Source organism: Microbacterium sp. ZW CA_36, assembly GCF_044987475.1.
Taxonomy (GTDB): domain Bacteria; phylum Actinomycetota; class Actinomycetes; order Actinomycetales; family Microbacteriaceae; genus Microbacterium.
Genome location: NZ_JBJDRL010000019.1, coordinates 49676 through 73169 on the forward strand (window position 1 = coordinate 49676; position 23494 = coordinate 73169).

The 23494-nt window shown below is 71.7% G+C and carries 17 protein-coding genes, 1 other RNA gene and 1 riboswitch; of the genes, 8 read left to right on the plus strand and 10 right to left on the minus strand.

What is annotated here, in order from left to right; all coding sequences use genetic code 11:
• Positions 1-24: 24 nt before the first annotated feature.
• The 6 genes from ACI3KX_RS10385 to ACI3KX_RS10410 form a co-directional block, all read right to left on the minus strand.
• Positions 25-2304, minus strand: coding sequence for a DUF3488 and DUF4129 domain-containing transglutaminase family protein (locus ACI3KX_RS10385; protein ID WP_404909652.1), 2280 nt, complete (start codon positions 2302-2304; stop codon positions 25-27).
• On the minus strand, positions 2291-3550 hold the full coding sequence (locus ACI3KX_RS10390; protein WP_404909653.1) for a DUF58 domain-containing protein: 1260 nt from the start codon (positions 3548-3550) through the stop codon (positions 2291-2293). The genes ACI3KX_RS10385 and ACI3KX_RS10390 overlap by 14 nt, the downstream gene beginning before the upstream one ends.
• Before the next feature lie 7 nt (positions 3551-3557).
• Positions 3558-4580 (minus strand): MoxR family ATPase, encoded by a 1023-nt coding sequence (locus ACI3KX_RS10395; RefSeq protein WP_349428253.1) that lies wholly within the window; start codon positions 4578-4580, stop codon positions 3558-3560.
• Between the two features lie 140 nt (positions 4581-4720).
• Entirely contained in the window at positions 4721-5248 is a 528-nt protein-coding gene (locus ACI3KX_RS10400; RefSeq protein WP_404909654.1) for a hypothetical protein, read from the minus strand.
• Positions 5249-5251: 3 nt separating this feature from the next.
• Positions 5252-7333, minus strand: a complete 2082-nt coding sequence (locus ACI3KX_RS10405) for a primary-amine oxidase (RefSeq protein WP_404909655.1) — start codon at positions 7331-7333, stop codon at positions 5252-5254.
• A gap of 40 nt (positions 7334-7373) precedes the next feature.
• Positions 7374-8849 carry an APC family permease gene (locus tag ACI3KX_RS10410; RefSeq protein ID WP_404909656.1) on the minus strand — a complete coding sequence of 492 codons (1476 nt, stop codon included), beginning with the start codon at positions 8847-8849 and terminating at the stop codon, positions 7374-7376.
• A gap of 210 nt (positions 8850-9059) precedes the next feature.
• Here ACI3KX_RS10410 and ACI3KX_RS10415 point away from each other — a divergent pair, with 210 nt between their 5' ends.
• From ACI3KX_RS10415 to ffs, 3 genes are all read left to right on the plus strand, one after another.
• Positions 9060-10559 (plus strand): APC family permease, encoded by a 1500-nt coding sequence (locus ACI3KX_RS10415; RefSeq protein WP_349428248.1) that lies wholly within the window; start codon positions 9060-9062, stop codon positions 10557-10559.
• Positions 10552-11250 carry an IclR family transcriptional regulator gene (locus ACI3KX_RS10420; RefSeq protein ID WP_404909657.1) on the plus strand — a complete coding sequence of 233 codons (699 nt, stop codon included), beginning with the start codon at positions 10552-10554 and terminating at the stop codon, positions 11248-11250. Before ACI3KX_RS10415 ends, ACI3KX_RS10420 begins: the two co-directional genes overlap by 8 nt.
• 31 nt (positions 11251-11281) lie before the next feature.
• Positions 11282-11378: signal recognition particle sRNA small type (gene ffs / locus ACI3KX_RS10425), an RNA gene on the plus strand.
• Positions 11379-11416: 38 nt separating this feature from the next.
• Here the strand turns inward: ffs and ACI3KX_RS10430 are convergent.
• On the minus strand, positions 11417-12088 hold the full coding sequence (locus ACI3KX_RS10430; RefSeq protein WP_404909658.1) for an NUDIX domain-containing protein: 672 nt from the start codon (positions 12086-12088) through the stop codon (positions 11417-11419).
• 108 nt (positions 12089-12196) lie between these two features.
• On the opposite strand from ACI3KX_RS10430, the gene pta reads away from it, so the two are divergent.
• From pta to ACI3KX_RS10450, 4 genes are all read left to right on the plus strand, one after another.
• Positions 12197-14341 (plus strand): phosphate acetyltransferase, encoded by a 2145-nt coding sequence (pta, locus tag ACI3KX_RS10435; RefSeq protein ID WP_404909659.1) that lies wholly within the window; start codon positions 12197-12199, stop codon positions 14339-14341.
• A gap of 56 nt (positions 14342-14397) precedes the next feature.
• Positions 14398-15642: an acetate kinase gene (locus tag ACI3KX_RS10440; RefSeq protein WP_404909660.1), complete on the plus strand. Its 1245-nt coding sequence runs from the start codon at positions 14398-14400 to the stop codon at positions 15640-15642.
• 101 nt (positions 15643-15743) lie between these two features.
• On the plus strand, positions 15744-16475 hold the full coding sequence (locus ACI3KX_RS10445; RefSeq protein WP_363353734.1) for an HAD-IA family hydrolase: 732 nt from the start codon (positions 15744-15746) through the stop codon (positions 16473-16475).
• Entirely contained in the window at positions 16472-18997 is a 2526-nt protein-coding gene (locus ACI3KX_RS10450) for a glycoside hydrolase family 65 protein (RefSeq protein WP_404909661.1), read from the plus strand. The genes ACI3KX_RS10445 and ACI3KX_RS10450 overlap by 4 nt, the downstream gene beginning before the upstream one ends.
• 110 nt (positions 18998-19107) lie before the next feature.
• On the opposite strand, the gene ACI3KX_RS10455 is transcribed toward ACI3KX_RS10450, so the two are convergent.
• The 3 genes from ACI3KX_RS10455 to thiM all read right to left on the minus strand — a co-directional run bounded on the left by ACI3KX_RS10455 (position 19108) and on the right by thiM (position 22132).
• Positions 19108-20643 carry a bifunctional hydroxymethylpyrimidine kinase/phosphomethylpyrimidine kinase gene (locus tag ACI3KX_RS10455; protein ID WP_404909662.1) on the minus strand — a complete coding sequence of 512 codons (1536 nt, stop codon included), beginning with the start codon at positions 20641-20643 and terminating at the stop codon, positions 19108-19110.
• Entirely contained in the window at positions 20640-21317 is a 678-nt protein-coding gene (thiE, locus tag ACI3KX_RS10460; RefSeq protein ID WP_404909663.1) for a thiamine phosphate synthase, read from the minus strand. Before thiE ends, ACI3KX_RS10455 begins: the two co-directional genes overlap by 4 nt.
• Positions 21314-22132 carry a hydroxyethylthiazole kinase gene (gene thiM / locus ACI3KX_RS10465; protein ID WP_404909664.1) on the minus strand — a complete coding sequence of 273 codons (819 nt, stop codon included), beginning with the start codon at positions 22130-22132 and terminating at the stop codon, positions 21314-21316. The genes thiE and thiM overlap by 4 nt, the downstream gene beginning before the upstream one ends.
• Positions 22123-22217: riboswitch (TPP riboswitch) on the minus strand. Its footprint overlaps the gene before it by 10 nt.
• A gap of 64 nt (positions 22218-22281) precedes the next feature.
• On the opposite strand from thiM, the gene ACI3KX_RS10470 reads away from it, so the two are divergent.
• On the plus strand, positions 22282-23494 hold a 1213-nt coding region (locus ACI3KX_RS10470), incomplete at its 3' end, for a DNA polymerase III subunit gamma and tau (protein WP_404909665.1).

Sequence of the window (23494 nt, forward strand, 5' to 3'; positions counted from 1 at the left end):
CGTCGACCATCCTACCCTGCGCGGCTACCGTGCCCGAACCGGCGCGCTTCCCGCATAGACGCTGCCCGGACGGATGATGAGCGATCGCGGGGCGAGCAGCGCCAGGATCCGCCGTGACGGCGGCACCGACGCCAGCAGCGCGACCCTCACGGAACCTGCGGCGTCGGCGGCGGCATCCCCCATCCACTGCGAACGGTTGCCGGCGCGCGAGTAGCTGGCGCGCTCGATGGCGAGGACGACCGTGTTCATCTCGGATGCCGGTGCGCCGTGCTGCTCGACCAGCCGGCGTGCGAACGCGCGAGGGGTCTCGCTGGCGGGAACCGTGATGCCGACGTCGATCGCCGCCTCCTGGACGGACTGCCACGCAGCGGCGGCGTCACCGCCTCGAGCGGCCGCGTCCTGCGTGCGACGACGCAGTTCGCGGATGAGGAAGGGGAGCGAGAGGAGCACGATCACCGCCGCCACCACGCCCAGGATCGGCAGCGGGTCGAGGCCGTTCTCCGATGCTCCGCCCGCCGCGTTCTCGCGCTGCTCCTCGAGGTCGATCTGAGCCTGGTCGCCCGGTGCCGTCGGCGTGGCGCCGGTCTGCGGGGTGGCGGCATCCGGGTCGGTGGGCTGGCCGGGCAGCGTGGCCTCGGACGAGAAGGTCGTCGGCACGCCGAGACCCGACGTCGGCTCGAACGGGATCCAGCCGATGCCTTCGAAATACACCTCGGGCCATGCGTGCAGTTGCGAGCTGTACACCGAGAAGACGGGCTGTCCGTCGATGCTCTGCGTCGTGGGCGTGCCGGGCAGATAGCCGACGACGATCCGCGACGGCATGTGCAGCGTCCGGGCCATGAGGGCGAACGCCGATGCGAAGTGGACGCAGTAGCCCTCGCGCACCTCGAGGAACCGGGCCACGGCATCGGCGCCGCTGCCGTCGAAGCCCTCCTCGACGGGAGAATCCAGCGAGTACAAGAACTCGCCGCCGCGGAACCAGCGCTGCAGCGCCGTCAGCCGGTCGTAGTCGGTGGTGGCTTCCGCTGTCATCTGCAGGGCGAGCTCTCCGATCACCGGAGGGATGTCGGTGGGCAGCTCCGTGGTCTCGTCGCGCACCTGCGCTCCCACCGCCGTTGCGGCGCGCACCTGCTCGAGCGAAGGCCGCGCGGGGGCGTAGGCGACCTCGTACGACTGTCCCTGGGTCGAGCTGTTCGTGGAGGCGACCGTGTGGTTGTAAGGGACGGCGCCCCACAAGCCGGCGCTCAGACCGTCGATGCCGATCGCCGGGTAGGGCACCGGGGCCCACGGCGAGTCGAGGTTGATGATGTCGACCTTCGCCGAGTAGTCCGTCACCCGGATGTCATCGTCGGCGTCGACCGCCCCGAAGGCCCTGTCCGCGTCGAGCGAGATGGTCTGCGCACGATCCGGCGACCACACCCCGCCCTCGAAGCGGGAGAGCGTCGTCGCACGCAGGTACGGCACCGACGGAGCATTCGTCCGCAGGCGCAGCACCTCGGCGTCCTGCGGACGGCGCAGGTCGTCGCCGAGCTGCAGCGTGGCGTCGATCCCCGGCCCGGGGCCGAGGCCGGTTCCCGCACGTGCGCCCGGCTGGGGCAGCACCGGGGTGGCGACCACCGCTACGACGATGGCGATCGCGCCGATGCCGAGCGCCGTGGCGGGAACGCCCGCGGTGCGCTCCGCCTCGCGCTCCAGCGGCTTCTCGCGCGAGCGCGTCTCGGACCGGATGAGGAAGAGGATCGTGATCGCGAGGAACACGAAGCCGATCACATCGACGTCGCTCGGCGCCGCGATCGCGGGGATGAGTGACACCGCGACGATTCCCACGGAGGCGAGGAGCGGCATCCGCGCCGTCACGACGACGTGGTCGACGACGATCGTGAGCAGCCCCATCGCCCCGACTACGATGAACGCCAGCGACAACGTGGGCTCGAGCGGGGCGGCGCCGACCGTGATCTCCTCCATCGCGGATTCGACCAGCAGCGGCACGGCGCGGATCGTGTCGAGCGTCGGGATCGCCCACAGCAGCGCGGTGTCCCGCAGGAACACCAGGGTCATGAACACGGCCCAGACGGCCGCCTCGATGAGCGTGACCGCGACCGCGGGGAGGCGGTACCGGCGCGCGGTATAGCCCGCCGCCAGGATCATCGCCGCCAGCAGGAGCGCGCCGATGAGCCACCAGCCGGGGTCGATGACCCGCACCACGGGCAGCAGCGCCGCCAGGAGCGCCGCCAGGATCGAGATCGTGAGCAGCCGCTCGCCGCCGCGTCCGCGGCCGGGCCGCGCCGACTCAGCCGAGGACATGATGCACCCCGCGGCCGATCGCGTTGGCCCACGCGATGGCGAGGTCGCGGTCGGGGCCGATGGAGGCGACGTGCCAGCCGTGGTCTGCGGCGATGTCGAGTGCGTCGCCGACGGGGCCTGCGGTGAGGAGGATGGGCAGCGTGCTGTGGTGGGCGACCGGCCCCAGCGCGACCGCGTCGGCGGGATCGAGCCGGCCGACGATCACCACGATCGGCCCGGTCGACAGTCCGGCGAACAGCCGCGACAGCCGGGGGAGGGCGTCGTCACGGTGGGCCGTCACGGTCGCGAACTGGACCAGCATCGCGTCCACGTCGGTCATGTCGCCGCCTTCGATGCGGTCGACGAGCACGGTGCCCTCGGAATCGAGGACCTCGACGGCGTATCCGTCGTGCACGAGCCGGGCGACCGCTGACACGCAGGCCGAGACGCCGGCTTCGAAGCCCGGGTCGGCGCCGGGTGCTCGCAGCGCCTCGGGCGACCAGCGCAGCGCCGCACGGTCGAGCACGACGGTCGCCTCGGGAGTGGACTCCTGCTCCTCCTGCCGCACCATCAGCTCGTCGCGATGAGCGGTCGCGCGCCAGTGGATGCGGCGCATCGAGTCGCCCGAGGCGTAGGGGCGGGCGACCAGGTTGTCGGCGCCCTGGCCCAGCTGATCCGTCGTGGTGTGCAGCATCCCTCCGGTGGCCCCGGCGTAGTCGATCAGCGGTGGCAGATCGACGACCGCCGGTGCGACGGTGACGGGTGTCCGCTGGTTGAAGACGACTGTGCGCCGGGCGAGCCCGAACGGGTCGGACGACCGCACCGTGAGCGGGCCGATGGAGTGCACACCTCGCCGTGCGCCGATGAGGGTGTACACGAGGTCGATGCTGCGGACGCCGCCGCGCTCGCCGCCGCGCAGTCCCGAGCCGAGAGCCGGGAAGGCGCCCTCCGCCTTTCCGCGGAGTCCTTTCGGCACGGTGTCCCGCCAGGTGCCCGGCGCCGTCGGCAGTGCGGTGCGAACCTCGACCCGCACTGACACGCGCGCGTCGCGGCCGACGGAGGCGACGTCGGGCACGAGCGATCGGGTGACCGCGTCGGTGCGACGGCCCACGTACAGCGATGCGACGCTCGCCGCGACGACGGCCAGCAGCAGGATGCCGAAGTACATCAGCTCGGCGAGACCCGCCTCGTTGGCGACGATGAAGCATGCGATCGCAAGGACCAGCGCTCCGGTTCCCCGGACAGTCAGCGGCCACACGCGTCTCATCGTCTGCTCACTGACGGGAGGCGATCGGCACCCGCACGTTCGCCGCGATGCGCTCCAGGATCGTCGCGATCGCGTCGGCGGCGCTGGTGCCCCGCGCGCCGCCCGCGGCGCGCGTCGGGATCAGACGGTGCGCGAACACGGCCGCCAGGAGAGCGGTGATGTCGTCGGGGATGACGAACGCGCGCCCGTCGAGAGCCGCCCACACCTTGGCCGCGCGCACCAGTTGCAGGGTCGCACGGGGGCTCGCGCCCAGCCGCAGATCGCTGTGGGTGCGGGTGGCCTGTGCGAGGGCGACCGCGTAGTCCTCGATCGCGGGAGCCACGTGCACCGCCCGGGCCCACGCCACGAGTCCCGACACCTCGTCGGCCGACACCACCGGCGCCAGCTGGTCGAGGGGATTCGCGGTGTCGCGCTGGCGAAGCATGAGAGCCTCGGACCGCGCATCCGGGTAGCCCATCGAGATGCGCATCATGAAGCGGTCCCGCTGCGCCTCGGGGAGGGCGTACGTCCCCTCCATCTCGAGCGGGTTCTGCGTCGCGACCACCAGGAACGGCTCGGGCACGTAGTGCGTGCGGCCGTCGACGGTGACCTGGCGCTCCTCCATCGCCTCGAGGAGAGCTGACTGGGTCTTGGGCGACGAGCGGTTGATCTCGTCGGCGATGACGATGTTCGCGAAGATGGCGCCGGGCTTGAACTCGAACTCGCGTTCCACCGGGTTGAAGACGCTCACTCCCGTCACGTCGCCCGGGAGCAGGTCGGGCGTGAACTGGATGCGGCGGACCGTGGCGTCGACCGATGTCGCCAGCGCCCGCGCCAGCATGGTCTTGCCGACACCGGGCACGTCCTCGATGAGGAGGTGCCCCTCCGCGAGCAGGCACACCAGCGAGCTGCGCACCGCGTCGGGCTTGCCGTCGATGACGGTGCCGACCGCGTCGAGGATCGCGTCGGTGATGCGGGCGAACCCCTCCGCCGTGAGCGCGCCGGCCGGGGCGTCGGGTCCCGTCCGGGCATCCGTCGCAGTATCGACCATCGAGGCCTCCTGTTCCGCCTGCGAGCGGGCGGGTCCGGCGGGTAGGTGCGGGCGTCTTCGCCCACGGCTCGATCCTAACCACGGTGCGCGCGGTGCGGCACTGGGAGAACGCTGGATGCCGGCCGCCCGCCGTCGGCCGCCTACACCGACGCTGCCGCCATCAGCAGCACCGAGACACCCATGCAGGCGAGCTGTGCCCGGTCGAGAGACCGGTGGGCCCGCGCCAGGAGGAGCGCCGAGAAGGCGGCATACGCGACCGCGCCGCCCAGGAGGACGGCCAGGAGCAGCGTGCCCCCGCCTCCGTGCCCGTGCGCCGCGGCGCCTGCCGCGGCGACCGGGTCGTGCCCCATGCTCAGCTGCAGAGCGGCCATCGCGATCAGCCCGAGGCCCGTGTGCACCGCCATGCCGACGCCCGGCCGGGGGTGCGTGCCCGACGCCGCCCGTCCGCGCGGACGCCGCCAGGCGGCCAGCGCCATCGCGGCGGCGATGAGGAGCGCGGCCCAGTACACCGGGGCGACGAGCCGGGTGAGGGCGGCGTCGAGCATCGCGACCAGCATGACGACGGATGCCGCGGCGTCGGGCCACCGCGCCCGGCCGCGGTCGGCTGCCAGACAGCAGGCGCCGATCGCGGCCGGGGCGATGGCCCAGGCGTGGAGCAGTTCGGTCACGGATCAGCCGTGGTGGTGGTGCGCGTCGTGCGCGTGCCCGTGCTCGCCGTGACCGTGGCCGCCGGCGTCATGCGCGTGCGCGCCGGGGGTAGGCCCGTAGCCGCCCATCGCGGCGTGCACGTGACCCGTGCCGGCCGCGCAGTGCGCGGACTCGGGTGCCGGCACGTGCAGCGTGGGGTTGCGCTCGAAGAAGTTGTACGGCTTCAGGGTGAACTTGGCGTAGTCCATGGGCATCACCGGCCAGTCCTCGTTGCGGGGGAAGTGGGTGAGCCCGAACGTGTGCCAGAGCACGACGTCCTCGCCGATCAGGGGCTCGTCCCCGGCGATGAAGGCCGGCAGACCGCCTCCGCCGGGGTGCTGGTTGACGAAGTCGCCGGCCGCGTACCGCTCGGCGGGGTCGTACTTCGTCACGAACAGGTTCTTCGTCGCGAACGCGGCGCGCGAGGCGATCGACGACGCATCGTCGGCGAGGAGCACCGGCGTCTCGGTGGGGAAGAGCACGTATGAGGTGGGCTGACCCATCGAGGTGGTCTTCTCGGTGGAGGCGATCTGCCAGACGCGGTTGCGGGCGCCGTCGGCGACGCGGCCCGAGACCTTCTCGGACGCGATCGGCACGACGCTCTTGGTGAACGCGTTGCCGGCCGGGTTCTCGGCCGAGATCGGCACCCGCACGGCGTCGATCTCGTTCACGACGTTGGCGACGCCGTCGACGGTCATGTCGAGCCGCGCCGAGAACAGGTGCTGGTGGTACGGGGCGCCGAGACCCGGGGCGACCTCCGAGGCGAACGGGTAGGGGGATCCGTCCTCGTTCACGCCCGGGTACGCGGAGGTGAACAGGATGCCCGTGAGCTTCGCCTCGCACTCGATGGTGCCGTCGAGGTAGAGGTACCAGAAGAACCCGTAGTCGTAGTTGCCGACGGTGGTGAAGAACGAGATCACCAGCCGCCGCGACCGCCGCACCTCCGATGCGCCGGTGAACAGATCGGTGTGCTTCCAGAGCGAGCCGAAGTCCTCCTCGTGCATGCACACGCCGTTGCGCACGGTGCGCGGCATCCCGAGCTCGTCGGCGAGGATCGCATCGACGTACGTGATGTCGCCCACGCAGTCGCAGCCCAGCTCGAGCTCGTTGGTGTACCGGCCGAAGAGGTATTCGCCGGTGTCGAAGTAGTTCTGCCAGAACCGGTTCGGCTGCGGGTCGGCGTAGGGCACCACCATCTCGCTGATCGACCCCCGGTACATCACCGGGCGTCCCGCGAACGAGAGCTGTCGCAGGATCAGGCCCTCGCGCGTGTCGAAGCCGATCCGGAGGTCCCACTCGCCCCACGTGACGCGCTCGCCGTCGACGTTCAGGCTCGATCCTTCGGGCTGCGTGATCACGATGGGCTTGAGGCCCTCGAGGGGCGCGCCCTGCAGGGCGGGGTCGTCGTAGTTGCCGCTCGTCTGGGGGATGTCGTACCCCGGGTTGTCGACGACCTTGATGACCGAGCGGGCGGCGACGTCGATGTAGGCGGTGAGTCCGTCCACCGGGTGCGCCCACGGATGGTCGGCGGCGTGGAACTGCTGGAACGCGAACGTGCGCAGGATGCGGCGCCCGGCCTCGTCCTCGTACCCGTAGCTGCCTGCCGACAGCGGCACGAGCACGACGTCCTCCGGCGTCAGCCCGCGAGCAGCGAGAGCGGCCACCCACTCCGCATTCTCGTTGGCGATCACTCCCACCTCTTCGAACTCGGCGTCGAGGATCGGGAGCTGGCCCGCGGTGCCGTCGAGCTCGACGGTCGAGACCACCTCGCCGTCGGCCAGCGAGACGACCAGGTCGAGCGATCGGGCCGATCGCATGTCGAGCAGCTGCACGCGTGCCCGGCGCTCGGGGAGTGGGCCGGTGCCCGCGTCCCACGCCAGGATCTCCGGCTTCGGCGCCTCTTCGAGACCGACGTAGGCGAATCGCGTCGCCTCCGTCGTCGTGTCCAGTCCGAGCACGACCGCGCGGACCGCTTCGATCTCGGCGGGCGTCAGTGAGGCGAGCGGATGCCGGGGCGCGGGCGGCGCCGCGAAGCCCGAGGCGGTGTCGATGTCGGTGATGGTCATGGTGCTCCTTCGGTGCGGGGATGGATGTCGGCGCGGTGCGTCAGCCGGCGATCGAGTCGGTGAGCTTCGCGTAGGCGGCGGGGCGGCGGTTCTTGATCCAGGCGGCCTGGACGTACCCGATGACGGGCACGACCACCACGAGTCCGAGCAGGAACCAGCTGACGGCGGCGAAAACCGGGTTGCCGTCGGCATCGACGTCGCCGACCATGATCGGGAAGTAGGCGACGATGAGGGCGGCCGAGAGCATGAGCCCCACGAATCCGAGGGCGGGGGCGACGACCGTGTTCCACACGCGCCGGTCCTTCTTGGTCCTGACGAAATAGACGATCACCGCGACCGACGTGAGCGCCATGAGGATCGCGATGGCGAGGGTCGCGACACCGGCGAACCAGGTGAAGACCTGCAGCACGGGGTCGAGGCCGAGTACCGCGAAGACCGCGATCAGCACGACCGCCGTGCCCGTCTGCACGAGCGACGACACGTGCGGCGAGAGGTGCTTGGCGTGCACCGCGCCCATCTTGTCCGGAAGGACGCCGGCGTTCGCCATGGAGTGCTGATAGCGCGTGACGACGTTGTGGAACGACAGGACGCAGGCGAACATCGCGGTGATCAGCAGGATGTTGACGGCGATCTCGCCGAACGAGCCGAGGTAGCGGGCCATCGTCGTGATGATGAACGTCCCGGGGTCCTCCGCGATGGCGTCGAGGACATTGCTCGGCCCCCACGCCATCACCAGCCCCCATGCGGCCAGCGTGTAGAAGACGCCGATGCCGATCACCGCGGCGTACGTGGCGCGAGGGATGGTCCGGTTCGGGTCCTTTGCCTCGTCGCGGAAGATCGCGGTGGCCTCGAAGCCGATGAATGCGGCGATCGCGAACATCAGTCCGACGCCGGGGGAGCCGCTCGCGACGTTCGCAGGCTCGAACGGTGCGAGACTCAGGCCCTCGGGCCCGCCGCTGGCGACCACGACAACCACCATCGCCAGGACGATCCCGACCTCGGCGACGAGCAGCACGCCGAGCACCTTGCTCGACAGGTCGATGTGGCGGTAGCCCAGCACGCCGACGACCGCGATCGTGGCGAGCGACATCAGCCACCAGGGCAGGGCAGGGCCACCGATCGACTGGACCGTCACCGACAGGATGTAGCCGATGTATCCGTACACCGACACCTGGATCGTGGTGTACGTGAGCATCGCGATCCACGCGCTCGCGAGGCCGGTGGAGCGGCCGAGACCGTAACCGACGTACGTGAAGAAGGCGCCCGGTCTGGGCACGTGGCGGGTCATCGCGGCGAGGCCCACCGAGAACAGCAGCAGGATGACGGCGCTGATGGCGTAGAGCGCGGGGAAGCCGATCCCGTTGCCCAGGAGCATGCCGAGCGGCGCGGCGCCGCCGATCACGGTGAGGGGGGATGCGGCGGCCACCACCATGAAGACGATGGCGGTGACTCCGAGCGAGCCGGTCAGCGTCCGCTTCGCGGACGCCTCGACTCCCTTCGATTCGAGCTGGGTCATGGCAGAACCTCCGGGCGAACGCGGGAACGGGATGCCCTGAGCCTCGCGGCACCGCGTTGCGGCGCCGTCGCGCGCCGGTGAAACCTCGTGCACACCGAGTGAGATCGGCCGGCGCGGCCGTCTCATTCAGGTGACACACGGGCGAAACACGCGGGTAGCGGCCCGGCAACCGCGCCCGCGTAACGTCTCACGGGCACCACCGGAGGCGACATGACCGCACTCGAGCGCGCGATCGCGCGACCCGACCCCGTCCACGACTTCGGGGCGCGTTCACCGCTGGACGGGCTGGATCGCCGCAGCGTGGGCTTCTTCGACGTCCTCGCCCAGTCCGTGGCCGCCGTCGCCCCGGCTGCCGCGGCGACCACCGTCGTGCTGCTCGTCGCCGGCATCTCGCCCTCGGCGACGGTGCTCTCGATCGTGCTCGCCGGCGTTCTCAGCCTTCTCGTGGCACGCACCATCTCGCAGTTCGCGAGGCGGCTGGCCGCTGCAGGTTCGACCTACACCTACACCGCACGCGGCCTGGGGCCGGGTGCCGGACTCGCCTCCGGGGCGGCGATCCTCGTCGGCTACGGCGCGATCGCGATGTTCGCCCTGCTCGGCGGGGCGTACTACGTCACGTTCCTCCTGGAATCGGCGTGGCCCGCGGCAGGAGGCCCGGGGACGCTCGCCGCCGTGCTCGCCGCCGAGGCGGCCTTCGTCGCCGTCGTGCTCGTGCGCGGCATCCGGCTGTCCTCGCGCATCGCCCTCGTGGTCGAGGTGCTCTCGGTGGCCCTCATCGCCGTGCTCCTCGTCGTGCTCCTGATCCGGATCGGCCCGATCGACCCGGGTCGCATGCTCGGGCTCGGCGGGATCGACCCCGCGGCGCTCGCCGCGGGCTCGGTCATCGCTCTCACCGCCTTCGTCGGCTTCGAGAGCGCGTCGACGCTCGGCGTCGAGGCCCGCGCCCCGCTGCGCAATGTGCCGAGGGCGATCGTGTGGACGGTGCTGCTGTCTGGCGGTCTGTATGTCCTGGCGGCGGTCGCCCAGGTCGCCGGCTTCGATGCGATGGGTGCCTCGCTCGCCGCCAGCGCCTCGCCGATCAACGAGCTCGCGTCGGCGTACGGTCTGGGCGGCTGGGGGGTCGTGGCCGACATCGGCATCGCGGCCTCGTTCCTCGCGTGCGCCATCGGGTCCACCACCGCCCTCACCCGCGTGCTGTTCACCATGGGGCGCGACCGCGTGCTGCCGTCGCCGGCGGGCCGTGCGCATCCGCGATTCGGCACGCCCATCGGCGCGGTCGCGCTGGCCTTCCCGCTCATCGCCGGCGTGCCGTTCCTGCTCCTCTTGTCGGGCGTCGACGTGCGCGGCGCGATGCATGCCACCATCGCCGTCGGCGGCGCGGGGTACATCGTGGCCTACATCCTGGTGTGCATCGCCGCACCGGTCTTCCTGCGGCGCATCGGCGAGCTCACGACCGGATCGGCGATCACGGCGACCGTGTCGGCGGTCGTGCTCACCGGTGCGCTCGTCACGTTCTTCGTGGTCGACGCCGCCGCGGGCAGCGTCGCGGTCTGGGTGGTGCTCGCGGTCGGCGCCGTGGCCGCGATCGCGGTGCTCGTCCGGCTGCGCCGCGGCACGCCGTCGCTCGCGCGGGTCGGGTCGTACGACGAGCCCGTCGCCTCGGAGGTGCTGGGCGGCATCGCCCGGCGGGAGCGGAGGGGCGGTGCCTGAGAGGGTGTCGCCGGGGCCGACCCTGACGGCGCGTCAGCCGAAGGCGGTCCACAGCGCGCTGACGGTGCTCGAGGCCGTGGCGCACCTGGGCGCCGGTGCGACCGCGCGCGAGATCTCGCTCGAGCTCGGGCTGCCGCGGGCCACCACCTACCGCCTCCTGAACCTGCTCGTGCAGGACGAGTACCTCGTGCGCACCCCCGACCTCGCGGGGTTCGCGCTGGGCGCCAAGGTCGTGCAGCTCGCCGCCGTGGCTGCGCCGCCGGTACGTCTGACGTCGGCGGCCAGGGGAGTGGTCGCCGAGGCGCGCTCGGCGCTGCGCGGCGGCGTGCATGTCGTCTTCTTCGTCGACGGGCGCATCTCGGTGATCGACGCGGATCCCGACTTCCCGCTGTCGGACGAGGTCCGTCTCGCCCGCGAGCCGGCGCGGTTCGCGATCGGGCGGCTGCTGACGATCGAGCAGGGGACCGCAGAGAGCGCGTCGCGCGGGGACTTCGCCGAACTGGGCGCCACTCGCCAGCGGGGCGAGCTCGCCCCCGGATACGGCTGTGTCGCGGTGCCGATCCTCGACGGCAGCGGGCGGTTCGCCGGAGCGGTCGGGTTCTCGGGGCCACGCCACCGGGTGGACGAGCCGGCGGCGGTGCTGGCGGTGCTGCAGCCGGCTGCCGCGCGGCTGGGCCCCCTGGTGGTGTGACGTCAGCCCCGCGCAGAGCGGGTAGACTGTCAGAAGCTCTCCGCGAGGCGGCATCCAGGCCAACTCCCCCAGGACGGAAACGTAGCAAGGGTAACCAGGCTCTGCCGGGTTCGCGGAGAGTCTTAATCTTCCCGGGCGCTTCGATCAGGCGAGTGCCCGGATCCGGTCAGCGACCGGCGGCGAAGGGGCCGTCGAGCACCGCCCACTGCAGCAGCATGATGGTCTTCGCATCCTGGATCCGCCCATCACGCACCATCGCCAGCGCGTCGCCGATCCCGATCTCGAGCAGCTCGATGTGCTCGCCCTCCTCCGGGAGTCCGCCTCGGTCTGCGGTGCGTGTCGAGCCGTCGTAGCGGGCGGCGAAGAAGTGGAGCCGCTCGGTGACCGAGCCCGGGCTCATGTACACGTCCCAGACGTGCTCGAGCTCGCCCACTTCGACGCCTGTCTCTTCGGCCGCCTCCCGGCGGATCGCCGTCGCCGGATCGTCGTCATCGAGCAGTCCCGCCGCCGTCTCGATGAGCATCCCGTCGGGGTGGTCGTTGACGTAGACCGGGTAGCGGAACTGCCTGGTGAGCAGCACCGTGCGCCGATCCGGATCGTAGAGCAGCACCGTCGCCCCGTTGCCGCGATCGTAGGTCTCGCGTTGCTGGGTCTCCCATCCGCCCGACGGATCGCGGTATTCGAGCGTCGTGCGGCGCAGCACATGCCAGGCGGAGGCAAGCACCTCGACGTCCGTCACACGCACGTCCGGATTGCGCTGGAGATCGCGCCCGATCCGATCCAGTCCCGTGCGGCCGCGGTGGTCGGGAACGTCGAATCCGGGTCGGGGAGCATCCATGCCTCGAGCGTAACCGCGCGCCCTCGGCGCACTGCGGGGACCCCAGTCCCGGGGCTTGCGGTGAGCGAGGTCGAGACGGGACGTCCCGGCCGCCCATAGGCTGGGGTGGTGGCGCAGAGCATCTACATCACGTCGGCCGAAGGCCACTCGGGGAAGTCGACGGTCGCGCTCGGCGTGCTCGATGCCCTGAGTCACGCGACCGCGCGTGTGGGCGTGTTCCGGGCGATCGCCCGATCGACCGTGGAGCGCGACTACGTGCTCGAGATGCTGCTCGACCACGACGGCGTCGACCTGCCCTACGACGACTGCATCGGCGTCACGTACGACGATGTGCGGCAGGATCCGGATGCCGCGCTTGCGACGATCGTCGAGCGCTACAAGGCGGTCGAGGCCCAGTGCGAGGCCGTGGTCATCGTCGGCAGCGACTACACCGACGTCGGCAGCCCCGCCGAACTCGCCTACAACGCCCGCATCGCGGCGAACCTGGGCGCGCCGGTCCTGCTCGTGCTCGGCGGGCGCTCGGCGCAGAACCAGACGCAGCCCGAACAGCTCGGGTCCTCGCTCCCGCGCACGCCTGCCGAGATGGGCCAGATCGCGGATCTCGCGCTCGCCGAGCTGAGGCACGGCCGTGCGAAGCTGTTCGCCGTCGTCGCCAACCGCGCCGAGGCGGACATCGCCGACGAGACCATCGCTGCGATCCGCCGCTCGATCGACGCGCACCACGGCGAGGTGGCCGTGCCGGCGACGCCCGTGCCGGTCTGGGCCATCCCCGAGGATCGGCATCTGGTGGCGCCGTCGATCCGCGGCATCATGCGCTCGGTCGACGGCGAGCTGCTCGCCGGCGACCCCGACCTGCTCACCCGCGAAGCGCTGGCGGTCGTCGTCGCGGGGATGTCGATGGTGAACGTGCTGCCCCGCCTCCTCGAGGGCGCCGTGGTCATCATCCCCGCCGACCGGTCGGAGGTGCTGCTGGCGACGCTGCTGGCGAATGCCTCGGGCACCTTCCCGTCGATCTCGGGCATCGTGCTGAACGGCGGGTTCGAGCTGCCCGAGCCCGTGACGCGGCTGATCGACGGCCTGGGGTCGAACGTGCCCATCATCACCACCGAGCTCGGTACGTACGAGACGGCGGTGCGCATCATGGGCACCCGCGGCCGCCTGGCCGCTGACTCGCAGCGCCGCTACGACACCGCCCTCGCCCTGTTCGAGCAGAGCGTCGACACCGATGAACTGCTCGTCTCGGTCGGCCTGGCGCGGGCGACGGTGGTGACACCGCTGATGTTCGAGTTCCAGCTCATCGAGCGGGCCCGCGCGCAGCGCAAGCGCATCGTGCTGCCCGAGGGGGATGACGACCGGGTCCTGCGCGCGGCGGCGACGGTGCTCAAGCGCGGCATCGCCGACCTCGTGATCCTCGGCGAGCCGTTCGAGGTGCGGGCGCGGGCGATCGAGCTCGGCATCGACATCCAGGGCGCCGAGGTGCTGTCGCCGCTCGACGCGGTGCACGTGCACAAGTTCGCAGAGGAGTACGCCCGACTGCGCGCGCACAAGGGCGTCACCGTCGCGCAGGCGGCGGACACCGTGACCGACGTGTCGTACTTCGGCACGATGATGGTGCACCTGGGCCTCGCCGACGGCATGGTCTCGGGCGCCGCCCACACGACGGCGCACACGATCCGCCCGGCGTTCGAGATCATCAAGACCCGCCCCGGCGTCTCGGTCGTCTCGAGCGTGTTCCTGATGGCGCTCGCCGACCGCGTGCTGGTCTACGGCGACTGCGCCGTCATCCCCGACCCCACCAGCGAGCAGCTCGCCGACATCGCGATCTCGTCCGCCGCGACGGCCGCGCAGTTCGGCATCGATCCTCGCGTGGCGATGCTGTCGTACTCGACGGGCGAATCGGGCTCGGGCGCCGAGGTCGAGAAGGTCAGGGACGCGACCGCTCTCGTACGCTCGCGGGCGCCCGAGCTGCTCGTCGAGGGGCCGATCCAGTACGACGCGGCGGCCGACGCCGCTGTGGCGGCGGCGAAGATGCCGGGCTCGGAGGTCGCCGGGCGCGCCACGGTGTTCGTCTTCCCCGACCTCAACACCGGCAACAACACGTACAAGGCGGTGCAGCGCTCGGCCGGCGCCGTCGCGATCGGACCGGTGCTGCAGGGCCTCAACAAGCCCATCAACGACCTGTCGCGCGGCGCCCTGGTGGACGACATCATCAACACGATCGCGATCACCGCGATCCAGGCGCAGGGGGAGTGATGCCACTCTCGGGCGTTCCTCGCTCGCTCAACGACCGGAATCCGGGAGTGAACCGCATGACCCCCGTGCTCGTCATCAACAGCGGCTCCTCGTCGTTCAAGTACCAGCTGCTCGACATGGACACCGGGCGCACGCTCGCCTCCGGCCTCGTCGAGCGCATCGGCGAGCCGATCGGCGTCGCCCGTCACACGGTCTACGCGACGCCCGCTCCGGCGGCGACAGGGGGCGTGGCGGGCACGCCCACCTTCCTCGACGCGACGCGCACACGCGAGCTGCCGATCCCCGACCACACGGCGGGCTTCGAAGTCATGCTGGACGCGTTCGCGTCCTACGGTCCGTCGCTCACCGAGACGCCGCCGGTCGCGGTCGGTCACCGGGTGGTCCACGGCGGCGCGCGGTTCTTCGAGCCCACGCTCATCACCCCGCTCGTCGAGATCAACATCGACGAGCTCTCGGTGCTCGCGCCATTGCACAATCCGGCGAACCTCGCCGGGATCGTCGCCGCCCGGACGACGTTCCCCGATGTGCCCCACGTCGCCGTCTTCGACACGGCCTTCCACCAGACCCTCGCGCCGGCGGCGTACACCTACGCGATCGACACGGAGGTCGCGGCAGCCCATCGCATCCGCCGGTACGGGTTCCACGGCACGTCGCACAAGTTCGTCAGCGAGGCGGCGGCAGCCTTCCTCGCACGACCCCTGGTCGAGTTGAAGCAGATCGTCTTCCACCTGGGCAACGGCGCATCGGTCACCGCGATCGACGGCGGCCGGTCCATCGACACGTCCATGGGCTTCACTCCGCTCGAGGGACTCGTCATGGGCACGAGGTCGGGCGACATCGACCCCGCGGTGCTCTTCCAGCTCGAGCGGCGCGCCGGCATGTCGGTCGACGACCTCGACGACCTTCTCAACAAGCGCAGCGGCCTGCTCGGCCTCGCGGGATCGAACGACCTGCGAGACATCCGCGCGGCGATCGGGCGGGGCGAGCCGCGGGCGCTCCTCGCCTTCGAGGTCTACGTCCACCGGCTGCGCGCCTACGCCGGCGCCTATCTCGCCCAGCTCGGCGGCGCCGATGTCATCTCGTTCACGGCCGGTGTCGGAGAGAACGCGCCCGGCGTACGCGCCGGGGCGCTCGAGACGCTCGGATTCGCCGGCGTGGAGATCGACCATGAGCGCAACGAGAGCGCCGAGCGCGGCATCCGTGTCATCTCGACCGACGCGTCGGCCGTCACCGTCCTCGTCGTGCCGACCGACGAGGAGCTCGAGATCGCCCGCCAGACCCTGAGCGTCGCCCGTCCGTAACCGTCTCGGGGTGTCGAGCGGGCGCCCGTCCGCATTACGCTTGCTGAGCGGCGCGACGGAGTGCCGAGCACACACACCCGCACTCGCCCCCCGGAGGTTCTGTGGCCCACGACGCCCTGCCCGATCTGACCGCCTTCGACGCCGTGCTGTTCGATCTGGACGGCGTCCTGACGCCCACGGCCGAAGTGCACATGCACGCGTGGCAGACCATGTTCGAGGAGCTCTTCGCCGCGTGGGACATCACGCCGCCCTACACCGAGCGCGACTACTTCGACCACCTGGACGGCAAGAAGCGCTACGACGGCGTGGCCAGCCTGCTGCGCTCGCGCGACGTGGAGGTGCCGTGGGGCGATCCGTCCGATCCTCCGACCGCCGACACGGTGTGCGGCATCGGCAACCGCAAGAACGCGGTCTTCGAGCGCGTCCTGCGGGCGGAGGGCATCGCGCCCTACCCGGGATCGCTGCGCCTGCTCGACACGCTGGCGGATGCCGGCACCCGCGTCGCGGTGGTGTCCAGCTCCAAGAACGCGGAGGAGGTGCTGGCGGCAGCCGGTATCCGTGATCGATTCACTGTCGTGATGGACGGCGTCATCGCCGAACGCGACCACCTCGCCTCCAAGCCCGCGCCGGACGTGTTCGTAGAGGCGGCCCGGATGCTGGAGGTCGAGCCCGCCCGCAGCGCCGCGGTCGAGGACGCCATCAGCGGCGTGCGCTCGGCGGCGGCCGGCGGCTTCGGACTCGTCGTGGGCGTGGACCGCGGCGTCGGGGTGCAGGACCTCATCGACGCCGGCGCCCACATCGTGGTTCAGGACCTGGAGGAATTCGTACGATGATCGACCGCGACCGCTTCCCCGTCGACGAGTGGCGGCTGATCGAGTCGTCGTTCGACCTCGACGACTCCGGTGTCACCGAGACGCTTTTCGCCGTGGGCAACGGCTATCTCGGCCTGCGCGGAAACCACTCGGAAGGGCGGTTCGCGCACGAGGACGGCACGTTCATCAACGGGTTCCACGAGACGTTCCCGATCCGCCACGCCGAGCAGGCGTACGGCTTCGCCGAGGTCGGACAGGCGATCATCAACGCCCCGGACGCGAAGGTCATGCGCGTGTACGTGGACGACGAGCCGCTGTCGCTCGACGTCGCCGACGTCCGCGAGTACGAGCGGGAGCTCGACATGCGCGACGGGATCCTGCGCCGCCACGTGCGGTGGACGACGCCGTCCGGCAAGGACGTCATGATCGGCATGGAGCGACTGGTGTCGTTCGAGGAGAAGCACCTCGCGCTGATGACGATCGAGGTCACCGTGCTGAACGCCGACGCTCCCGTCACCATCGCCAGCCAGATCATCAACCGGCAGGACGGCGAAGACGTCTACGGCGGCACCCCCACCGCTTCGCGCAAGGCCGGCTTCGACCCCCGCAAGACCGAGAAGCTCCACGAGCGCGTGCTGCAGCCGCAGGAGTACTGGCAGGACAAGCTCCGCTCGGCGCTGTCGTACCGCGTCACCGACTCCGGGATGACCATCGCCGTCGTCGCCGATCATCTCGTAGACACCGAGAACGAGTACACGTCGCGCACGCTCATCGAACCCGACATCGCGAAGAACGTCTTCCGCGTGCAGGCGAAGGCCGGCGTGCCGATCCGTGTCACCAAGCTCGTCAGCTACCACACCTCGCGCGGCGTTCCTGCGCGGGAACTGGTGGACCGCTGCCGGCGCACCCTCGACCGGGCGCTGAGCGAGGGCGTCGACGCCATCCGCACGCGGCAGCGGTCCTGGCTCGACGCGTTCTGGGAGCGCTCGGACGTGCGGATCGCCGGGCACGCCGACCTGCAGCAGGCCACGCGCTGGTGCCTGTTCCAGCTCGCGCAGGCCACCGCCCGGGCGGATGGCCTCGGCGTTCCGGCGAAGGGCATGACGGGCTCGGGCTACTCGGGGCACTACTTCTGGGACACCGAGATCTACGTGCTCCCGTTCCTCGCGTACACGACGCCGCTGTGGGCCCGCAACGCACTGCGCATGCGGTACCTCATGCTGCCCGCCGCGCGCCGTCGCGCGTTCCAGCTGAACGAGGCCGGTGCACTGTTCCCCTGGCGCACCATCAACGGCGAAGAGGCGTCGGCCTACTATGCGGCCGGCACCGCGCAGTACCACATCAACGCCGACGTGAGCTTCGCCCTCGCGAAGTACGTCCGTGCCACCGGCGACGACGAGTTCCTCTTCCGCGAGGGCGTCGACATCGCGGTCGAGACGGCGCGGCTGTGGGCGACCCTCGGCTTCTGGCGCTCGAGCGACGGCATGATCGACGGCGAAGGAGACACCTTCCACATCCACGGCGTCACCGGGCCCGACGAGTACACCACCGTCGTGAACGACAACCTGTTCACGAACGTCATGGCGCGGTTCAACCTCCGCTTCGCCGCGCGCACGGTGCGCGAGATGGCCGAGGTCGACGGCGAGGTCTACCGGCAGATGGTGGACCGCCTCGCCCTGGAGCCCGGAGAGCCCGAGGCGTGGGAGCGGGCCGCGGAGGCCATGCACATCCCGTTCAGCCCGAGCCTCGGCATCCACCCGCAGGATCACGTGTTCCTCGAGCGGGAGATCTGGGACCTCGAGAACACGCCGCCCGACAAGCGGCCGCTGCTGCTGCACTTCCACCCGCTGGTGATCTACCGCTACCAGGTGCTGAAGCAGGCGGACGTGGTGCTGGCGCTGTTCCTGCAGGGCAACCACTTCTCCGACGAGGACAAGCTCGCCGACTTCGAGTACTACGACCCGCTGACCACGGGCGACTCGACGCTGTCGGCGGTCGTGCAGGCGATCCTCGCCGCGGAGGTCGGCTACCAGGACCTGGCGCTCGAGTACTTCCGCGAGTCGATCTTCGTCGACCTCGGCGACCTGCATCACAACGCCGCCGACGGCGTGCACGTCGCCTCTGCCGGCGGCGTGTGGACGGCGCTGGTATCGGGCTTCGGCGGCATGCGCGACCACTTCGGCGAGCTGTCCTTCGACCCGCGGCTGCCCGAGGCGTGGCCCTCGCTCGAGTTCGTGCTGCACTGGCACGGCACGCGCCTGGTCGTCACCGTGACCCGCGACGAGCTGCGCGTGCGCGCGACGGAGGGCGACCCCGTCGGCTTCAGCGTGCGCGGCGTCGGCTACGTCGTCGGCCCGGGCGAAGAGGTGGTGGCCGCTCTCGACGGGCAGGGACCCGTCATCGCCGGGCGCCCGTCGCTGCGCGAGCTCGGCGACGCCCGTCGCGAGGACGGCTCGCTGCTGTCGGCGTCGGTGCCGACCGTCACCTCGACGATCCCGATCATCGTGGGAGCGGCGGACGTCGAGCACGGGGCGGACGTCTGACGGTCTCGCGAGCACCGGAGATTCCGGCGAGAACGGGACGATCCGAGCCGATCCGTCCTGTCTCCGCCGGATCTCCTGCTCTCGGGCGGGTGCGCGGCGGGCCGGATGCATCATGCGCGGGCGAAGAACTCCCGTTCGTGCTCCATCGAGCGGGCGAACGCGTCGCTCATCCGCGCCCGCTCGTACGGTCCGGCCTCCCGCGCCGCTGCGTCGGCGATCTCGGCCGCCCGCGCGGTCGCGGCCGTGAAGCCGGGGTCGCCGTACATCGCGAGCCAGTCGTCGTACGGGTGCGCGTCATGGCGCCGGGCCGCGAGACGGACGCCGAGGTCGGTGTACAGCCAGAAGCACGGCAGCAGTGCGGCGACGAGCTCGCCGTATGACCGCGCCGCGGCGTGCAGGTGGTTCGTGTAGGCCAGGGTCTGCGGTGCGGGCGCGTCGGGAGGCGACCCGAGATACGACTCATGCAGCCGCCGCTCCTCGACGATCGAGGACTCGGCCGCGCGCGCCCAGAACACCTGCTCCTCGGCGGTCGGCGCGAGCGCGCTCGCCTTCGCCAGCACGCGGGAGTACTCGCCGAGGTAGAGCGCGTCCTGGGCGAGGTAGCGCAGGAACGTCGCGCGCGGCAGGCTGCCGTCGGCCAGCCCTCGGACGAACGCGAGGGCGTCGACGTCGGCGCGCACGGCGGCCGCGGCATCCCACACCTGCGCCGCCCAAGAGGCGGCGGGGGCGCTCCCCACGGCCCCGCCCCGCACCGCCGGCGCGTCGCGCGGAGCCTCCGGCCGCGTGGGCTCAGCCGCGACCCGCTGTTCGTGGAAGTGGTCGATCGGGCCGTTGCCTCCACCCACACCCAGGGCATCGGCGTGCGCGAGTGCGCCGGTGAGCCACGTCTTCGCGCGCACCAGTGCGTCGGGCCAGGCCGCACCGCCCGCGCGCAGGGTCGCCATCGCCGACGAGAGCGAGCAGCCGGTGCCGTGGGTGTTCCGGGTCGCGACGCGGGTGCCGCCGACCTCGTGGACCGCGCCGTCGGCCGCGACGACCGCATCGGGGCAGTCCGCTCCGTCGAGGTGCCCGCCCTTGAGCAGCACGGTCGTTCCCGTCGCGGTCGCGAGAGCCCGCGCGTCGGCGAGAGCCTGCTCCCATGCCGTCGCTCGTGGGCGCCGGACGAGCACGGCGAGCTCCGCGAGGTTCGGGGTGATGAGGTCCACCTCGGTCGCGAGCGTGCGCAGCGCGTCCTCGGCGGCGGGGTCGAGCAGCCGATCGCCGCTGGTCGCCACCATGACCGGGTCGAGCACGACGACCGGCGGGCGCACGCGGGCGAGCCACTCCCGCACGGTCTCGATGATCTCGGCCGACTGCAGCATCCCGATCTTCACCGCATCGATCTGGACGTCATCCGATACGGCGTCGAGCTGCGCGGCGAGGAACGCCGTCGGCGGCACGTGCACCTCGCGCACGCCGTGCGTGTTCTGCGCGACGAGGGCGGTCACCACCGCCATGCCGTAGCCGCCGAGCGCGCCGATGGACTTGAGGTCGGCCTGGATGCCCGCGCCGCCCGTCGGGTCGGTGCCGGCGATGCTCAGCACGCGCGGGATCGCCTGCGGGCGATGCGGCGCCGTCACGGTCTGCGCGACGGACACATCGCTCACCGAGCGACCCTCTCGGCCTCGAGCGCGAGCGCGTCGGCGGCGCTGCGGAAAGCGCGCGACGCCGCTGCGGGATCGTCGGCGCCGCAGATGGCCGAGACCACCGCGATACCCGCTGCGCCGGCTTCCCGCAGCGGTGCGACGTCGCTCAGGCGCACTCCGCCGATCGCGACGCAGGGCACGGTCGTGCTCGTCGCGAACGCCGCGAAGCCGTCGATGCCGAGCGCCGGCGGGTGGTCGGGCTTGGTCGAGGTCGGCCGGATCACCCCGACTCCGAGGTAGTCGACCGTGCCGGAACGCAGAGCGGATGCCGCGACCCGGTGCTCCGGCGAGTTCGCCGTCCATCCGATGACGGCGTGCGCGCCGAGCAGGCGTCGCGCCGTCTCGGGCGGCACGTCGGCCTGGCCGAGGTGGACGCCGTCGACGAGCGCCCCCGCCTCGCGCGCGGCGACGGCGACGTCGACGCGGTCGTTGAGCAGGAGCAGGCAGCGGCGGTCGATGACGTCCGACATCGCCACCGCCTGCCGCAGCAGCTCGCGCGCGCTGATGGACTTGGCGCGCAGCTGCACGACGTCGACTCCGGCGCCGACCGCGGCGTCGACGACGTCGGCCAGCCGGTCGAACGGCATGCGGTCGTCGGTCACGAGATGCACCGCGAGGCGCGCGGCGCGGATCATCGAGCCGCGAGTGCGTCGGCGACGCGTGCATCGAGGTCGGCGGGCGCCGCCGCCACGGCGTCGAGCGCATCGAGGAACGCCAGGGCGAAAGACCCCGGCCCCTCCGACCGCGCCGCGGCCCGATCCGAGGCGACCGCGTAGAGGGCGGATGCCGCCACCGCCGCCTCCAGCGGGGCGCACACACCGAGCAGCGCGGCCATCACCGCGCCGAGCGAGCAGCCGCCGCCGGTGACGCGGGTGAGGAGCGCGTCGCCGCCATGGATCCGCACGACCCGCTCGCCGTCGGTGACGAGATCGACCGGGCCGGACACGGCGACCACGCCGCCGGTGCGCAACGCGAGCGATCGCGCGGCGCCGGCCGCGGCATCCGTCCCGTCCGTCGCGTCGACACCGCGACCGCCGGCGCCCGCGCCTGCCAGCGCCAGGATCTCGGAGGCGTTGCCGCGGATGATCGTCGGTCGGTGATCGATCAGCTCGGCCGCGAGAGCCGTGCGCACCGGGAGCACACCGACCGCGACGGGGTCGAGCACCCACCGCGACGTGTGACGCACGGCCTCGCGGGCGGCATCGCGCTGCTCCGCGGTCGGGGTGCCGAGGTTGACAAGCACGCCGTCTGCGACGCCTGCGAACAGCCCTGCCTCACCGGGGATGTCGCACATCGCCGGGGCCGCGCCGACGGCGAGGAGGGCGTTGGCGGTGAAGTTCGTCACCACCGCATTGGTGATGCACTGCACCAGGGGTGAGGCCTCCCGCAGCGCCGTCAGCGCGGCGGCGGGGGAGAGGGCGGACAGGTGGGGTTCGGTGCGCGCGTTCATCGCGACATCCCTTCGCTCGCATGATCGAGATCAGGTTCGACGGGTGTGTTCTCAGCCCGCCGCGCGGGCACCCCGTGTCACTGCCGAGCAATCTAGCAGGCCGCGGGAGCGGCCACCGCGATGTCGGCGTCACGCCGTAGGCTGGGGGAGTGACCACCGCCCTCTACCGCCGCTACCGGCCCGAGTCGTTCGGCGAGATGATCGGGCAGTCGCAGGTCACCGAACCCCTGATGACGGCGCTGCGCAGCGACCGGGTCGGGCACGCCTACCTGTTCTCCGGCCCGCGCGGGTGCGGCAAGACGACGTCGGCCCGCATCCTGGCGCGCTGTCTCAACTGCGCGCAGGGGCCGACCGACACGCCCTGCGGCACCTGCGACAGCTGCATCGAGCTCGGCCGCGGCGGTGGCGGCTCGCTCGACGTCGTCGAGATCGACGCCGCGAGCCACAACGGCGTCGACGACGCCCGCGACCTGCGCGAGCGCGCCGTGTTCGCCCCCGCGCGCGACCGCTTCAAGATCTTCATCCTCGACGAGGCCCACATGGTCACGCCGCAGGGCTTCAACGCCCTGCTCAAGCTCGTCGAAGAGCCGCCCGACCACGTCAAGTTCATCTTCGCGACGACCGAGCCCGAGAAGGTCATCGGCACGATCCGCTCGCGCACGCACCACTATCCGTTCCGCCTCGTGCCGCCCGCGGCCATGCTCGAGTACGTCGAGCAGCTCTGCGGGCAGGAGGGCGTCGAGGTGGAGAAGGGCGTGCTGCCGCTCGTCGTGCGTGCGGGCGGCGGGTCGCCGCGAGACACGCTGTCGCTGCTCGACCAGCTCATCGCCGGGTCCGACCCTTCGGCAGGCTCAGGGACCATTCTCGTGACGTACGCCCGCGCCGTCGCGCTGCTCGGCTACACCCACGCCGAGCTGCTCGACGAGGTGGTCGACGCGTTCGCCGCCTCCGACGCGGCGGCCGCGTTCGCCGCGGTCGACCGGGTCGTGCAGACGGGCCAGGACCCACGCCGGTTCGTCGACGACCTGCTCGAGCGCCTGCGCGACCTCATCGTCGTTTCGGCGACCGGTCAGGGCGCCGCCGCGGTGCTGCGCGGCGTCTCGGCGGAAGACCTCGCCCGCATGCAGCGCCAGGCCGATGCCTTCGGCACGTCGCGCCTGTCGCACATCGCCGACCTCGTGATCGCGACCCTCGACGACATGACGGGTGCGACCTCGCCTCGGCTCCAGCTCGAGCTCATGGTCGCTCGCGTGCTGGCTCGCGGAGCGGGCAGTGCGGCGACAGCGCCTGCGGCTGCCGCGGCGCCGGCGGCCGCCGCTGCTGCCGCGCCGGCGGCTGCGCCCGCGTCGAGCGCACCGGCGC

Excerpts from the sequence above, each read along its gene's own strand:
- ACI3KX_RS10395 (WP_349428253.1), bottom strand. The coding sequence starts at position 4,580 with ATGGTCGATACTGCGACGGATGCCCGGACGGGACCCGACGCCCCGGCC.
- ACI3KX_RS10450 (WP_404909661.1), top strand. The coding sequence starts at position 16,472 with ATGATCGACCGCGACCGCTTCCCCGTCGACGAGTGGCGGCTGATCGAG.
- thiE (WP_404909663.1), bottom strand. The coding sequence starts at position 21,317 with ATGATCCGCGCCGCGCGCCTCGCGGTGCATCTCGTGACCGACGACCGC.
- ACI3KX_RS10430 (WP_404909658.1), bottom strand. The coding sequence starts at position 12,088 with ATGGATGCTCCCCGACCCGGATTCGACGTTCCCGACCACCGCGGCCGC.
- ACI3KX_RS10440 (WP_404909660.1), top strand. The coding sequence starts at position 14,398 with ATGACCCCCGTGCTCGTCATCAACAGCGGCTCCTCGTCGTTCAAGTAC.
- thiM (WP_404909664.1), bottom strand. The coding sequence starts at position 22,132 with ATGAACGCGCGCACCGAACCCCACCTGTCCGCCCTCTCCCCCGCCGCC.
- ACI3KX_RS10410 (WP_404909656.1), bottom strand. The coding sequence starts at position 8,849 with ATGACCCAGCTCGAATCGAAGGGAGTCGAGGCGTCCGCGAAGCGGACG.
- ACI3KX_RS10390 (WP_404909653.1), bottom strand. The coding sequence starts at position 3,550 with ATGAGACGCGTGTGGCCGCTGACTGTCCGGGGAACCGGAGCGCTGGTC.
- ACI3KX_RS10385 (WP_404909652.1), bottom strand. The coding sequence starts at position 2,304 with ATGTCCTCGGCTGAGTCGGCGCGGCCCGGCCGCGGACGCGGCGGCGAG.
- ACI3KX_RS10405 (WP_404909655.1), bottom strand. The coding sequence starts at position 7,333 with ATGACCATCACCGACATCGACACCGCCTCGGGCTTCGCGGCGCCGCCC.
- ACI3KX_RS10415 (WP_349428248.1), top strand. The coding sequence starts at position 9,060 with ATGACCGCACTCGAGCGCGCGATCGCGCGACCCGACCCCGTCCACGAC.